General features: G+C 74.6%; 5 protein-coding genes. 3 read left to right on the plus strand and 2 right to left on the minus strand.

The window, feature by feature from the left end:
- The first annotated feature begins 156 nt into the window (after positions 1-156).
- Positions 157-3,534 carry a BTAD domain-containing putative transcriptional regulator gene (locus AB0M29_RS36160; RefSeq protein WP_365390752.1) on the plus strand — a complete coding sequence of 1,126 codons (3,378 nt, stop codon included), beginning with the start codon at positions 157-159 and terminating at the stop codon, positions 3,532-3,534.
- 186 nt (positions 3,535-3,720) lie between these two features.
- On the opposite strand, the gene AB0M29_RS36165 is transcribed toward AB0M29_RS36160, so the two are convergent.
- The gene (locus AB0M29_RS36165; RefSeq protein ID WP_365390754.1) at positions 3,721-3,915 is read right to left on the minus strand and encodes a hypothetical protein; all 195 of its coding nucleotides are present in this window, start codon (positions 3,913-3,915) and stop codon (positions 3,721-3,723) included.
- A 311-nt stretch (positions 3,916-4,226) separates the two neighbouring features.
- Between AB0M29_RS36165 and AB0M29_RS36170 the strand changes: the two genes are divergently transcribed.
- Positions 4,227-4,559, plus strand: coding sequence for a hydroxyisourate hydrolase (locus AB0M29_RS36170; RefSeq protein ID WP_365390756.1), 333 nt, complete (start codon positions 4,227-4,229; stop codon positions 4,557-4,559).
- 36 nt (positions 4,560-4,595) lie between these two features.
- On the opposite strand, the gene AB0M29_RS36175 is transcribed toward AB0M29_RS36170, so the two are convergent.
- Positions 4,596-5,987 (minus strand): condensation domain-containing protein, encoded by a 1,392-nt coding sequence (locus AB0M29_RS36175; protein ID WP_365390758.1) that lies wholly within the window; start codon positions 5,985-5,987, stop codon positions 4,596-4,598.
- Between the two features lie 670 nt (positions 5,988-6,657).
- On the opposite strand from AB0M29_RS36175, the gene AB0M29_RS36180 reads away from it, so the two are divergent.
- A complete protein-coding gene (locus AB0M29_RS36180; protein ID WP_365390759.1) occupies positions 6,658-15,879 on the plus strand; it encodes an SDR family NAD(P)-dependent oxidoreductase in 9,222 nt (3,073 codons plus the stop codon).
- The last annotated feature ends 12 nt before the right edge of the window (positions 15,880-15,891 follow it).

Raw genomic sequence — 15,891 nt, forward strand, 5'->3', positions numbered from 1 at the left:
TCCAGAGGGTTGATTTATGGTTCCCGATGAAAAAGAATCCATTCAATTGAAATGCCGGAGGAACCGGTAATATAGATCGCCGCGCACACCGGAGCCTTGTTCGTCGGGGCGCCGAACTCATCGGCTTCGTTACCGATAGTAGTCGGGGGGAATTCGTTGGAGTTCTGCATACTCGGGCACCTCGAAGTCTTCGCGGACGGGCGCCCGGTGCAGCTCGGCGGTGCGCGGGAGCGGACCATGCTGGCGATGCTGCTCCTGGAGGCCGGGCATGTGATCCCGGTGGAACGGCTCATCGACGCCGTGTGGGGCGACGACCCGCCGGCGACCTCGCGCGGCCAGATCCAGATCTGCATCTCCAACCTGCGGCGCCGTATCCTCGCGGCGGGCGGCGAGGATCTGATCGAAACCCGCAGGCCGGGCTACCTGTTGCGGGTCATTCCCGGCACGCTGGACCTGCACCGTTTCGAGGAGGAGGTCCTCAAGGGGCGGGCCGCGCTGGCGGCCGGCGACCCGGCGGGCTCGGCGCGCGTGCTGCGCGAGGCCCTCGACCTGTGGCGCGGGCCGGCGCTGGCCGACGTGGACAGCGCGCTGGTGCAGCAGGGCGTGGGCAGACTCAACGAACGACGGCTCGCCGTGCTCGGCGAGAGCCTGAACTCCGGACTGATCGCCGGTGAACAGCACCGGCTGATCGGGGAGTTAACGTCTCTGGTGGCGGAGTACCCGCTGCACGAGCACTTCAGAGCGCTGCTGATGATCGCGCTGTATACCGCCGGCCGGCAGGCGGAGGCGCTGGACGCCTATCGCAAGGTGCGTAAGGTATTGCAGGACGAGCTGGGCATCGAGCCGGGCAACGAACTGCGCGGTCTGCACAAAGCGATGCTGGGCGGAACGTTTTTCCTGCCCGGCACCAGTGCCGAGGAGACCACGTCCGCGTACACGCACGACCACGGCGCCGGTCAGGACGCCGCCGACCAGGGCCGGGGTGATCCGGGGTCCGGTCCCGGCTCCGCTTCGGGTTCCGGTTCCGCGGAGCCGGAACCCGCCTGGCTCCCGGCGCCCCGCGGCGCGCTCGACGACCCGGACGCCGCGGCGCCGGCCGTGCCCGAGCCCGGCCGGACGCAACTCCCGGGCCAGGCGCGGCCTTCCGCCGGAGCCCAGACGCAGACGCAGACACAGCCGCAGCCGGGTCCGCAGGCCCCCGCGGAGGAGCCCAAGCGGCGGGCGCCCAGCCTGCTGCCCGCGGACATCCCCGACTTCACCAGCCGCACCGAGACCGTCGACACCATCGTGCGGCAGGTCGGCGGCGACGACCGCAACCCCGCCGACCAGGCCGTACGGGTCTGTGTGATCGTCGGCCAGGGCGGTGCGGGCAAGACCACGCTGGCCGTGCACGTCGCCCATCTGCTCGCCCCCGACTTCCCCGACGGCCGCCTGTTCGCCCATCTGCGGGTCGGCGACCGCCCGGCCAACCCGTCCGACATCCTGGAGCGCTTCCTGCGCGCGCTCGGCGTCGTCGGCCCCAACCTGCCCAAGACGCTGGAGGAACGGGCCGAACTCTTCCGGGACCTGGTCAGCGGCAGACGCGTACTCATCGTGCTAGACGACGCCATGACGGAGCGTCAGGTGACCTGGCTGCTGCCCGGCACCGCCGACTGCTCGGTGATCGTCACCAGCCGCCAGCGGCTCACCGGTCTGCCGACGGCGGGCCGGGTGGAGATCGGCGCGCTCAGCGAGAGCGGCGCCGCCCAACTGCTGGCGCGTTTCGTCGGCGAGGCGCGGGTGGTCTCCGAGGCCGACAGCGTGGCGGAGCTGTCGCAGCTGTGCGGACGGCTGCCGCTGGCGCTGCGGATCTGCGCCGCCCGGCTGGCGGCCCGCCCGCACTGGAGCGTCGCCGACCTGGTCGACCGGCTGCTGGACGAGTCCCGCAGGCTCGACGAGCTGAACCACGGCGAGATGCAGGTACGCGCCAGCATCTCGCTGACCTACGACAGCCTCCCGGACGACGCCCGGCTGCTGTTCCGCCGCCTGGCGCTGCTGGACGTGCCCAACTTCGCCGCCTGGGTGGGCTCCCCGCTGCTCCAGGTCGACGTCTTCCGCGCGCAGGAGGCACTCGAAGTGCTGGCGGAGGCGTATCTCATCGACGCGACCCCGGGCCCCGGCGGCCATGTGCGCTACCGCTTCCACGACATCATGCGGCCGTTCGCGCAGGAGCGGCTCGCGGAGGAGAGTTCCGAGGAGCGGCTGGGCGCGCTGGAGCGCTGGCTCGGCGCGATGCTCTCGCTGACCGGCGAGGCGCACCGCCGCGAGTACGCGGGCGGCTTCCTGGAGCGGCGCAGCTCGGCGAGCCGCTGGCGGCTGCCCGACCGGCTGGTCGAGCGGCTGCTGTCCGACCCGCTCGCCTGGTACGAGCAGGAGCGTACGTCGATCGTCGCGGCCGTACGGCAGGCGTCGGCGGCCGGTCTGGTCGAGCACTGCTGGGACCTGGCGCTCAGTTCGGTGACCCTCTTCGAGGCGTACTCCTACTTCGGCAACTGGCGTGAGACGCACGAGATCGCGCTCAAGGCCGCCTGCCGGGCGGGCGACCGGCACGGCGAGGCGGCGATGCGGTACTCGCTGGGCTCGCTGCACATGTTCGAGCAGAGCACCGGGCCCGCGATGCGCCAGTTCGAGCGCGCGCACGCGCTCTACCTGGACCTCGACGACGAGCACGGCGCGGCGCTGGTGCTGCGCAACATGGCGTACCTGGACCGGCTGACCGGTGACATCGCCTCGGCGCAGGAGCGCTGGGAGGAGGCGCTGGGCGTCTTCCAGGTGACCGGTGACCGGATCGCCGAAGCCCACGTGCTGCACAACATGGCTCAAGTGCACGTGGACTGCGGGGACCCGGCCACCGCGCTGCGGCTGCTGGAGCGCGCCGAGACGATCTGCGACGAGGTCGGCAACCGGCGGGTCACCGCCCAGGTGCAGAACCGGCTGGGCGCACTGCATCTGCGCGCGGGGCGGCTCGACGAGGCCTATGTCGCCTACACCCGCGTGCTGGACGGGGTGCGGGCGACCGGCGACCAGGTCGGCGAGTGCTACGCGCTGCTGGGACTGGCGATCGTGGATCTGCGCCGCGGTGAGCCCGGCGTCGCACGGGTGATGCTGGTCGAAGCCCTGGAACTCGCGGTACGGGCCGGGGCCCGCATGGTGGAGAGCCGTATCGCCCTGGCACTGGCCGAGGTGGCGCTCATCTCGGACCTGGACGCGGCACCCGAGTACGTGGAGCGTGCGCTGACCGGTTTCGAGGCGATCGGTGCCACGCTCGACAAGGCCCGGGCGGTGGTGCTGCGGGGCCGCGTGCACGCGGCGGCCGGTGAACCGCGCGGGGCCAGGGCTGACTGGCTGGCGGCTGCCGGGATGCTGTCGGGGTTGAAGACCGACAAGGGCGGTGTGGCGCTGGTCGAGGAGGTCCACAGCCTGCTGCGTACGCTCGACGACGGCGGGGACGCCGGTGCGAAGGAGCTTCCGGCGGGTGCGGAGATCTCCGGCTGAGCAGCCGGCCCGCCGCGGGTGCGCTCGGGTCCGCTCGGTGGTGCGGGGTCCTGCGGGTGGTGCGAGGTCCTGCGGGTCGTGCGAGGTCCTGCGGGTCGTGCGAGGTCTTGAGTGGTGCGGTGTCGCGGGTGTCGCTCGGCGGAAGGGGCGCGATTCGGGCTTCCGCCACGGCTGTCGTGCGGGCGGTCAGTCCCAGATGGTGTTGCCGGGGGTCGCGGAGGGGTCCGGGGTGGGGTTGGTGCCGCCGTCGACCCGGACGACCGCGGTGTGGGTGTGGGTGGGCGAGTCGCTCGAGGAGGTGACCGCGACGGTGACACCGCCCGTGACGGCGACGAGAAGGGCGGCGGCGGCGATGCTGCGGCGGAAGGCGCGAACGTTCATGAGGTCATCTCCCAGTCTGTGGCCCCCGGTGCGGTGTCCCGGTGGCTCGATGACTTCATGGTTCGGCGGGCCGCTTTCGGTCCGTCCTCGCCCGGCTATCACCGCCGCTATCACGGCGCTCTCATCGGACGGCCGGACCCCCGGTCCGGCCGTCTCCCGCGGCGTCCGCCCTCACCACGGCCTCACGGCACCCTCGTTTCGCTATCGTCAGGGACCGGCGGGACGATGGCGGAACGATAGGGGCGTCCCGCACCGTCGTGGGCACCGAGGCGCGGCACTGATGGAAGCGCCGAAACCTGAGGCGGGAAACCGTGAGCCTTTGTGTGCACATCGTGGACAGTTCGTTCGGCGTACCGGCAGCGGATGTCGACGTCCTGCTCCGCCAGCACGCCGAGGACGACTGGCGGGAGCTGGTGCGTGGCCGGACCGGCCAGGACGGCCGGCTGGCGATGCTCGCCGACCGCCATGTCCAGCCCGGCGTCTACCAGGTGATCTGCGACCTGGACGGGTACTACGCGATGCTCGGCTCAATGCCGATGCATCCACGGGCCATCGTCGAGTTCCGGGTGACCGACTCCGATGCCGACGTGCAGCTGCCGATCGTGGTCTCCACCCACTCCTGCCTGAGCTACCGGGGCGCCTGACACCTCCGGTACGGGTGGCCTGCCGCCGCACCTGAACTACCCGGGCACCACCTCCCGTTCGCGGGGGAAGAGGTCGGCCCCCAGCGGCGCCGTGCGGGCGTCGTCCAGCAGCGCCCCGAGGGTGCGCTCCGGTGCGGTGGCCGCCCGCAGCGCCCCCAGGACGACGGTCCGCAGCACCGCGGTGACGTCCTCCTCGGGCAGCAGATCGGGATCGGCGCGTATGGTCAGCTCCACCCAGTGCGCGCCGTCGCCGTTGACCCGGACGTAGAAGGGGTGACCGGCGTTGCGCGCCGGGGGCGCCCAGGTGAGGGACGCGTCGGGCGTCTCGCCCGCCGCCGCCGGAAGACCCGTTGCGGGTTCGCCCCCGGTGGCCGCCGGTTCCGTCACGTAGTTGAACCAGCAGTCGTGGACGAAGAGCGAACCGTCGGGGCCGGGGGCCTCGGCGGCCAGCCGGGTCGCGGTGTCGACGTCGTAGCTCCCGTGCCGATAGGCCAGCAGCGAGTGCAGATGGGTGCGCTTGAGGAAAGCGGTCAGCGGGGCGTCGGGGTCGGTCGCGCAGACCAGCGGGACGAGTTGGTTCATGGTGCTGATGACCGGCTGCCACACCGGGTCGAAGCGGTTGGCGCACATCAGGCTCAGCATGGTCCGGCGCCGGTCCAGCACCCCGGCCAGCGCGGCCCCGGTCAGCGCGGTCAGCACGCTCTGCGGCGAGACGCCGTTGACCGCCGCCGCCTCGGCGACCAGTGCGGCCAGCCGGTGCGAGCGCAGGGTGGCCTGCACCCGGCGCTCCCGCGAACGGGGTTCCGGCGAGGGGAAGTTGGCCAGCGGACCGGAGTCCAGGATCTTCTTCCAGTACTTCTCCGCGCCGCGCCGGTGGCCGGCCCATGCCTCGCCGTGCTGGAGCGCGGCCAGCTCGCGCGGCGCGGGACCCGGACCGCGGCGGTCGGCGGCGGCCGGATCGGCGGCCGACTCCCTTAGCTGCGCCTCCAGTTCACGGATCGCCCAGACGTCCACCACCAGGTGCGACATCGACACGGCCAGATAGCGCGGACTGCCTCCCGAGGACACCAGGACACCGTGCCAGCCGGGGTCGCCGGTCACCGGGAACGGCTGCGCGTACAGCTCGCGCAGCACCCGGGCGCCGTCCTCCGGACCGGCCGACGGGAGCGCCAACCGGTCGATCCTGAACGGGACTTCGGTGTGCACGCGCTGGAACGGGCGGCCGTCGGCATCGGTGTGGAAGGTCGTACGGAGGGCCTCGTGGCGCCGCGCCAGCTCGTGCAGGGCGCGGTAGATCGCCGGAGCGGCGAGTCCCGCGACATCCCACAGCGCGGGGACGTTCACCTCCATCAGCCGGTCGGCGGCGAAGGTCTCGATCGAGCGCCAGGTCGACAACTGGCCGAAGGTGAGCGGGGAGTCGGCGGGCATGGTCCCTCCGGGAGACGAATGGGCGGTGGACGCGCGGGTGGTGGCCCGCGCCGCGCCCGTCGGCGCGGGGAAGCGGTGACGACGGGCGCGGCGCGTGAACGCTCGGCAGGGGCTCGGCGTCAGTGGCGGACGGCGCCGCGCGCGTGGCTCCGCGCCGTACAGACGACCCGGGTACAGACCACCCGGGTGCAGACCACCTTGCGCATGCGTGTCACCTCCTCCCGCGCTCGCTTTCCGGCATCGCGCCGGGGATTACCGGGGCGGCGGCGGACCGGTGCCGGGACGCCGTGTCCCGCTGTCTTTTCGCCGCACGACACACTTATTCACGGGCGGCTTCTCCTTGTCCATACGCGCGCGTTGGCATCAAGTTCCGGGTATTCCTTGCCACCGTATTCGCGGCGAACTTCCTTGACCGCGCCGGGCCGCCCGGTCCACGCTTCTGCCATGCCCGCAGCAGCCGGGACCAGCCGGAGAGCACCAGGCCGGCGGCCCGGTGAATTTCCCGGCAGGGACGCGACGCGAGGCGAAGCACACGAGAACGGCAATGCGTTCGGCAATTTCTCGGAATCGCTCGCAATCGCTCGGCAGTGACGCAGCAACTCGCTCAGCAATGACGCAGCAGTGCGCTCAGGAATGCGATCAGTAATAGCCAATCCACGAGAGGTGGGTCATGTCCGCTCTGGCTGAACGGCCCTCGGCCGCCGCGCCGGTCGCCGTCATCGGAATGTCCTGCCGACTGCCCGGTGCCACCGGCCCCGAGGAGTTCTGGCGGCTGCTGAGCGAGGGCCGCGAGGCCGTCGCCGAGGCGCCCGAGGACCGGCGCCCGGCGGACGACGGGACGGGGCGGAACAGGCGCGGCGGGTTCCTCGCCGACGTGGACCGCTTCGACGCGGAGTTCTTCGGCCTCTCCCCGGCCGAGGCCGCGGCCATGGACCCGCAGCAGCGGCTCGTGCTGGAGCTGGCGTGGGAGGCGATCGAGCACGCCAGGATCGTCCCCGCCGAGCTGCGCGGCGCGGCGGCCGGCGTCTTCATCGGCGCCATCACCGGCGACTACGCCCTGATCCACGACCGGCTCGGCGCGCAGGCGCTGGGCCGCCACAGCGTCACCGGCACCCACCGCAGTATCATCGCCAACCGGGTCTCGCACCTGCTGGGCCTGCGCGGGCCGAGCCTCGCGGTCGACTCCGGGCAGTCCTCGGCGCTCGTCGCCGTACGGCTGGCCTGCGAGGAACTGCGGCGCGGCACCGCGCGGGTGGCGCTGGCCGGCGGCGTCAACCTGAACCTGCTGCCCGAGAGCGACCAGGCCCTGGAGCGCTTCGGCGCCCTCTCCCCCGACGGCCGCTGCCACACCTTCGACAGCCGCGCCAACGGATACGTCCGGGGCGAGGGCGGCGGCCTGGTGCTGCTCAAGCCGCTGGCGGACGCGCTCGCCGACGGCGACACGGTGCACTGCGTCATCCTCGGCGGCGCCGTCAACAGCGGTACGGGCGAGCACCTCACCGTCCCCGACGCCCGGGCCCAGCGCGAGGTGGTCCGGCTGGCCTGCCGCGACGCGGGGGTCGCACCCGGCGACGTGGCCTACGTGGAACTGCACGGCACTGGCACCGCGGTCGGCGACCCGATCGAGGCCGCCGGGCTCGGCGCCGCCTTGGACACCGCGGCCCGCGCCGCGGCCGGCGGCGCACCGCTGCTGGTCGGCTCGGCCAAGACCAACGTCGGCCACCTGGAGGGCGCGGCGGGCATCGTCGGCCTGCTGAAGGTCGCACTCAGCCTCAGCCACCGCACCCTCGCCCCCAGCCTGAACTTCGAGACACCCCACCCGGCCATCGCGGCCGCGGCCCCCGGCATCGAGGTAGTCACCACCACCCGCCCCTGGCCCCCCACCGACCGCCCGATCGCGGGCGTCAGCGCCTTCGGCATGGGCGGCACCAACTGCCACCTCCTGCTGACGACGGCGCCCGAGAAGGCGGAGGCGGGCGCGGAGGCGCCCGACGACGCCGGCGGGGCGAGCGGCGAGGCGCCCGGGCGCGCTGACCGTACGGCGGGCGGCGCCGCCAGCAGTGCGGCGGCCGGTACGCCGAGCGGTCCCGGGAGCGGCGCGGCGCCTGGCGCGCCGACGGACACGGCACCTGCCGCGGCGGCCGGTACGCCGACGGACACCGCATCTGCCACTGCTGTCGGCGCAGCGACCGAAACGGCGCCTGCTGCGCCGAACGGTCCTGCGAGCGGCGCGGCGCCTGTCGCGGCGACGCACGCGGCATCTGCCGCGGCGGCCGGTACGCCCGGCGCGGATATCCCCTGGCTCGTCTCCGGGCGGTCGCCCCGAGCGCTGGCCGCGCAGGCCGAGAAGCTGGTCGCCCACCTCGGCGACCGACCCGGCACGCGCGCCGCCGATGTCGCGCTGTCGCTGCTGCGCACCCGTACCGCGTTCGCCCACCGGGCCGTGGTCCTCGGTGCCGACAGCGCCGAACTGGACCAGCGGCTGGGGGCGTTGGCGGCGGGGCGACCGGATCGGAAGGTCTTCACCGGGCGGGCGGTCGAGGGCGGGCGGGGCTTCGTCTTCCCCGGACAGGGCTCGCAGTGGCCGGAGATGGCACGCGAACTGCTGGACGGGGAGGGCCCGTTCGCCGTGCGGATCGCCGAGTGCGCCCGCGCCCTGGCCCCGTACACCGACTACGACCTGCTGGACGTGCTGCGCGGCGCGCCGGACGCGCCCGGGTTCGAGCGGGTGGACGTGGTGCAGCCCGCGCTGTGGGCCGTCATGGTGTCGCTGGCGCAGGTGTGGCGGGCGGCCGGTGTCGAACCGGACCTGGTGATGGGCCACTCGCAGGGCGAGATCGCCGCCGCGACCGTCATCGGCGCGCTCACCCTGGACGACGCCGCCCGGGTGGTGGCGCTGCGCAGCCAGGTGCTGCGGCAGGTCACCGGCGGCCGGATGCTGTCGGTGTCGGCGCCGCGCGAGGTGGTCGAGGCGCGGCTGGCGTCGTACGGCGAAATCAACGTCAGCGTCCTCAACAGCCCCGGGTCCACCGTCGTCTCGGGCCCACCGGAGCAACTCACCGCGCTGGCCGCCTCGTTCGACACGGACGGCTTCCGCACCAGCGTGGTGAAGATCGACTACGCCTCGCACTCCCCGGCGGTGGACGCGATCCGCGACGAGGTGCTCGCCGTGCTCGCGCCGATCCGGCCGGTCGCCGTCGACATCCCCTTCTACTCCTCGCTCGAAGGCGGCCGGGTCGAGGACACCTCGACCCTCGACGCCGAGTTCTGGTACCGCAACCTGCGCCACGCGGTCCGCTTCTCCGACGCCACCCGCGCCGCGCTCGCCGACGGCTGCGGCCTGTTCGTCGAGTGCAGCCCGCACCCCATGCTCGGCCACGCGATCGAGGAGACCGCCGAGGACGCCGGATACGAGGCCGCCGCCGTCGGGACGCTGCGCCGCGGCGCGGGCGGCCCCGCACAGCTGCTGCGCGCTCTGGCCGAGGGGTACGTGCGCGGCGCCGCGGTGGACTGGGCGCCGCTGGCCGCCGCGCCGGGAGCCAGGACGACGGACCTGCCCACGTACGCCTTCCAGCGCGAGCGGCACTGGCTCGGCGGCACCCCGGTCGTCCGCACCACGACCGCCGCGGGCCCGGTCGCCACGGACACCCGGCCGACGGCCGCCGCCGCGGCCCCGCACACCCCCGAGTCGGTACGGAGCCTGGTCGCCGCGAGCACCGCCGCGGTCCTCGGGCACGCCGACAGCGCGACGCTCGACCCGCGCCGAAGCTTCAAGGACCTGGGTCTCGACTCGCAGGGCACGGTCGAACTGCGCAACCGGCTCAAGGAGGCCACCGGCCTGCGGCTGCCGACCACCCTGCTCTTCGAGTTCCCGACCCCGAAGCGGCTGGCCGACCACCTGGCCGGGCTGCTGGCCGACGGTTCCGCCGAGCCCGCCGCCGCCCCCGCCACCCCTTTCGCCCCCGTCGCCCCGGCTACGGACTCCCGCGCCGCCGACGCCCTCGAGCCGATCGCGATCGTGGCGATGAGCTGCCGCTACCCCGGCGGAGTGGCCACGCCCGAGGAGCTGTGGCAGCTCGTCGCGACCGGCACCGACGCGACCTCCGGGCCGCCGTCCGACCGCGGCTGGGACCTGGACGCGCTGCTCGGCGCGGGCCCCGGCCGGCCCGGCACGCTCACCACCACAGGCGGCGGATTCCTGCATTCCGCACCGGAGTTCGACGCCGCGTTCTTCGGCATCAGCCCCCGCGAGGCGCTCGCCATGGACCCCCAGCAGCGGCTGCTGCTGGAGACGTCCTGGGAGGCCGTCGAGCGGGCGGGCATCGACCCGGCCGGTCTGGCCGGTCAGCCGGTCGGCGTCTTCGTCGGCTCGATGGCCTCCGACTACGGTCCCCCGCTGCACCAGCCGGGCAGCGGCGCCGACGGGCACCTGCTCACCGGCACCGCGCTCAGCGTCATCTCCGGCCGGGTGGCGTACACCCTGGGCCTGCGCGGCCCCGCGCTGACCGTCGACACCGCCTGCTCGTCCTCCCTGGTCGCGGTGCACTTGGCGGTACGGTCGCTGCGCGCCGGCGAGTGCCCGATGGCGCTGGCGGGCGGCGTGACCGTGATGTCGACGCCGGGCAACCTGGTGGAGTTCAGCCGCCAGCACGGGCTGGCCGCCGACGGCCGGGCCAAGGCGTTCTCCGCCGACGCCGACGGCACCTCCTTCGCCGAGGGCGCCGGAGTGCTGCTGCTGGAGCGGCTGTCCGACGCCCGGCGCAACGGCCACCCCGTACTCGCCGTCATCCGCGGCACCGCGGTCAACCAGGACGGCGCCAGCAACGGCCTCACCGCGCCCGACGGCCAGGCCCAACGGCAGCTCGTGCACCGCGCGCTGGCCGACGCACGGCTCACCGTCGACGACATCGACGCCATCGAGGCGCACGGCACCGGCACCTCCCTCGGCGACCCGGTCGAGGCCAACGCGCTGATCGCCACCTACGGCAGCCCCGGCGACGGCACCGACCCCGCCGCCGCGCCGCCGGTCTGGCTCGGCTCGGTCAAGGCCAACATCGGCCACACCCAGGCCGCGGCGGGCGTCGCGGGCGTCATCAAGATGGTCCAGGCGCTGCGCCACGAGACGCTGCCGCGCACCCTGCACGCCGACGAGCCGACGCCCCGGGCCGACTGGGACGCGGGACGGATCCGGCTGCTGTCCCGGGAGCAGGCGTGGCCGCGCGGCGCACGCGTCCGCCGGGCCGCCGTCTCCTCCTTCGGCATCAGCGGCACCAACGCGCACCTCGTGGTCGAGGAGCCCGCGGCCGCGGATCTGCCGACCCAGGCCCCCGCCGACACCGACCCGTTCACCGCCCGGCCGGTGACCGCCGATCGGACGCCCCAACCCGCCTTCGCAGAGGGCTTGTTCACCGCCTGGCCGATCACCGCCCGCACTCCCGAGTCGCTGCGTGAGCAGGCGCGGCGGCTGGCCGGTGCCGTGGGGGGCGCGCGCACCGCCGATGTCGCCCGCACGCTGGCCGGACGTACCGTCTTCGCGCACCGCGCCGTCGTCCTCGGCGGCACCGGCGACGACCTCGCCGCCGGACTGCGCGCCCTCGCCGACGGCGGCACCACGCCCGGCACCGTCACCGGCGCCGCCAGGACCAGCACCAGGACCGCGCTGCTCTTCACCGGGCAGGGCGGCCAGCGGCTCGGCATGGGACGCGAACTGCACGCCGCCTTCCCGGAGTTCGCGCAGGCCTACGACGAGGTCTGCGCCGCCTTCGACCCCTGGCTGGACCGGCCGCTGCGCGAGGTGCTCTGGGCGGACCCGGACAGCCCCGACGCCGTCCTGCTGGACGAGACCCGCTACACCCAGCCCGCGCTGTTCGCCTTCGAGACGGCCGCCTGGCGGCTGCTGCGCTCCCTCGGCGTCGAGGCCGACACGGTCGCCGGCCACTCGGTCGGCGAGTACGCGGCCGCCTGCGCCGCCGGAGTGTGGCAACTGGACGACGCCGTACGGCTGGTGGCGGCACGCGGCCGCTTGATGCAGCAACTCCCTCGGGGCGGGGCGATGTTCGCCGTCGCCGCGAGCGAGGAGGAACTGCGCGGCACGCTCGCCGAACCGGCCTACGCGGCACGGCCCGTGGGACTCGCCGCCGTCAACGGACCACGCTCCTGCGTGGTCTCCGGCGAGGAGCGGGCCTGCGAGGAGATCGCCGCCCACTGGGCGGGGCTCGGCCGCCGCACCAAGCGGCTCACCGTCAGCCACGCCTTCCACTCGCCGCTGATGGAGCCGATGCTCGACGCCTTCCGGCAGGAGGTCGCCGCCACGACCCTGGCCGAGCCCCAACTCCCCTACGCGTCCGCGCTGGGCGCCGACCGCTCCTGGACCGACCCCGCGTACTGGATGGACCAGATCCGTGACGCGGTGCTCTTCGCCCCGCTGGTCGACCGGCTGGCGGGGGACGGCGTGGGCGTGTTCTTCGAGGTGGGCCCGCAGGCGGTGCTCACACCGATGGCCCGCGAGAGTCTGGCGGGCCGGACCGGCACGGTCGTCTCGCTCGCCCGACGCGGCCGGGACGAGCGGGAGGCGCTGCTGCACGGCCTGGCCGAGGCGTTCGTCGCCGGGACACCCGTGGGGTGGGAGCGGATCGCGGGCGACGGCGCCCTTACCGACCTGCCCACGTACGCCTTCGACCGGCGCCGCTTCTGGCTCACCGACCGTGCCACCGGCGGCGACGGCGCTCCCGCTCTGCCCCGCACCTCGCTGCTGCGCCGCGCGACCTCCGTGGCGGCCGACGGCGGCCACCTGCTCGGCGGACGGCTCTCGCTGTGCTCCACGCCCTGGCTGGCCGACCACACGATCGGCGGGACCGTGGTGGTACCCGGCACCGCGCTCGTCGAATGCGCCCTCCAGGCCGCGGAGTTGGCCGGGGCCGCGGGAGTCGGCGGGCTCACCCTGCTCACCCCGCTGACGCTGCCGGCGCTGGGCGCGGTCGAGGTGCAGGTCGCCGTGGGCGGCGAGGACGCGGGCGGGCGGCGCACGCTGACCGTGCACGCCAGGCCCGCCGACGAGGACGCGCCCTGGACGGCGCACGCGACCGGCCACACGACGCCCGACGGCACCGCCTCCGAGGCGAGTTGGGCCGCGGCCTGGCCGCCGCCCGGCGCGCAGCCCTTCGACCTGACCGACGGCTACGACCGGCTGGCCGCCGCCGGATACGGCTACGGCCCGGCCTTCCAGGGCCTGGTGGGCGCGTGGCGCTCCGGCACCGAGCTGTACGCCGACGTGCGGCTGCCCGAGCATGTCCGCTCCGCGGCGGGTGACTTCACCGTCCACCCCGCACTGCTGGACGCCGTCCTGCACATCCTCGTCCTCGACGCCCAGGACACCGCTCCCAGCGGTGGCCGCCCGGTGCCCTTCTCCTTCACCGACGTCGCCATCGGCGTGACGGGAGCCGACGCCCTGCGCGTCCGCCTGACCCCCGCGCCCTCCGGCGACGGCATACGGATGGAACTGTGCGACACCACGGGGCGCCCGGTCGGCGAGACGACGGTGAGCCTGCGCAACGCCCCCGAGGGCTTCGGCCTCACCACCACTCCCCCGTCCGACACCGGCCTCTTCGACGTCACCTGGCTCCCGACCGACCTGCCGCCCACGGACGCCGACTCCACCCCCTGGACCGTCCTCGGCACCGGCCCCCGGGCCGAGTCGACCGCGGCGGCCCTCCGGGAGTCGGGGCGCCCGGCCTCGGTCGTGACCGACCTCGACGCGCTGAGCACGTCCCACGCGCCCGGCACGCCTGCCGGGTCCGGCACGACCGGCAGCGTCGCTGCCACGCCCGGCACATCGCCCGCCGCACCTGACGGCCTCACGGCGGTCAACGCCCCCGCTGTCCTGGTCGTCCCGGCGCCCGAAGACCCGGACGACCCGGCCACCCACGACATCCCCTCGGCCGTACGCCGTGTCCTCGCCGACGCGCTCGCGCTCGTCCGGCGGCGGGTCACCGACCCGGCGCTGGCCGGGACGCGGCTGCTCTTCCTCGCCGACCCCGACTCCCTGACCGGCGCACCGCTGTGGGGCCTGCTGCGCTCCGCGCAGACCGAGCACCCCGACGCCTTCGCCCTGGCCCACGCGACCGGCACCGACCCGCGCGAATGGCCTTTGCTGGCCGCCGCGTTGGCGCACGCCGAGCCGCAGACCGCCGTCCGCGGCACGCGACTGCTGGTCCCCCGACTCACCCTTCACGCCTCGCAGGCGTCCGGCGACGCCACCGTCACGACCGGCGCGGCGACCGACGCCGACTCCGGCAACCCGACGACCACGGGCGGTCCGGGGACCCCGGCCCCCGCCGTCACGACCGGCCCGAGCACAACCGCCACCGGCCCGGCGACCGTCGCCCACCCCGGCGCCCCCGAGCACACCGGCGCCCCGACCCTCGCCACACCAGGCGGGCTCGGCGCCGGCACCGTCCTCGTCACCGGTGGGACCGGTGGGCTCGGGGCGCGGCTCGCGGTCCATCTGGTGGAGCGGCACGGCGTACGTGACCTGCTGCTGGTCTCGCGGCGCGGTGCGGCCGCGGAGGGCGCGGAGGAACTCGCCGTACGACTGGGGGAGTTGGGCGCGACCGTACGGGTCGAGGCGTGTGATGTCTCGGATCGGGCGGCGCTCGCGGCGCTGCTGGGGTCGGTGCCCGGTGACCGCCCGCTGACGGGCGTCGTGCACACGGCGGGGGTGCTGGACGACGGACTGGTCGCGCAGTTGGACGGCGATCGGCTGGGGACGGTGCTGGGGCCGAAGGCGGACGCCGCCTGGCTGCTGCACGAACTCACCGCCGAACTGCCGCTGAGCGCCTTCGTCCTGTACTCGTCCATCGCGGGAGTGCTGGGGAACGCGGGCCAGGCGGGTTATGCCGCCGCGAACGGATTCCTGGACGCGCTGGCCGCCCACCGCAGGGCCGCGGGTCTGCCCGCCGCCTCGCTGGCCTGGGGCCTGTGGTCCGCGGAGGCCGGGATGGCGACGGCGCTGAGCGCGGTGGACCAGGCGCGGCTGGCGAGGATCGGCACCCTGCCGCTCGACCAGGAGCACGGCCTCGCGCTCTTCGACGCGGCGCTGGCCGCCGACCTGCCGAACGGCCGTACGGTGGCCGCCCGTTGGGACCTGGCCGGGCTGCGTGCCCGCGCCGCGTCCGGGGCCGCCCCCGTACCGCCGCTGCTGCGCACGCTGGTTCCCGCACCGCGCCCGGCCCGTACGACGACGGCGGCGACCGCCGCACGAACCGCCGCCACAGCGCCCGCGGCCGGCGGCACCGGGCTCACCGAGCGGCTGGCCGGACTCGACCGGAAGGCGGCGCACGCCGTGCTGCTCGACCTGGTCAGGGAGCGGGCGGCCGTGGTCCTGGGCCACGACCGTGCCGACCGGATCGAGACCGACCGGCCCTTCACCGAGCTGGGCTTCGACTCGCTGGCCGCGGTGGAACTCCAGGAGGGGCTGGGCCGGATGACCGGCATCCCGCTCCCCGCGACCCTCACCTTCGACCACCCGACCGTCGCCGACGTGGCGGCCCGGCTCGCCGAGACGCTGGCTCCCGCCACGTCCCGACCGGCGGCCGCGGCGGACGACCGCCCCTGGGACACCCTCGACTCCGCCCTGTCGGCCCTGCTCGACGGCACCGCTCCGGCGGGCCCGCAGGAGCGGTCCCGTACCGAGGCACTGCTGCGGGCGGCCCTGCGCCGGCTCCGCGACAGCCCCGCCACCCCGGGCCTCCCGGGCATCCGGGACGGCGGCGGCCGGGCCGACGGGACCGACCACCCGCTCACCCCGGAACTCCCCGGCGGCGGCCTCGCATCGGTCTCCCTCGCGACGGTCTCCGACGAGGACCTCTTCGACTTCATCGACAACCAGCTCTGACGACCAGCTCCG

Origin of the sequence: Streptomyces sp. NPDC051976 (genome assembly GCF_040680795.1) — a bacterium.
In the GTDB taxonomy this organism is placed as follows: domain Bacteria; phylum Actinomycetota; class Actinomycetes; order Streptomycetales; family Streptomycetaceae; genus Actinacidiphila.

Excerpts from the sequence above, each read along its gene's own strand:
- AB0M29_RS36175 (WP_365390758.1), bottom strand. The coding sequence starts at position 5,987 with ATGCCCGCCGACTCCCCGCTCACCTTCGGCCAGTTGTCGACCTGGCGC.
- AB0M29_RS36180 (WP_365390759.1), top strand. The coding sequence starts at position 6,658 with ATGTCCGCTCTGGCTGAACGGCCCTCGGCCGCCGCGCCGGTCGCCGTC.
- AB0M29_RS36165 (WP_365390754.1), bottom strand. The coding sequence starts at position 3,915 with ATGAACGTTCGCGCCTTCCGCCGCAGCATCGCCGCCGCCGCCCTTCTC.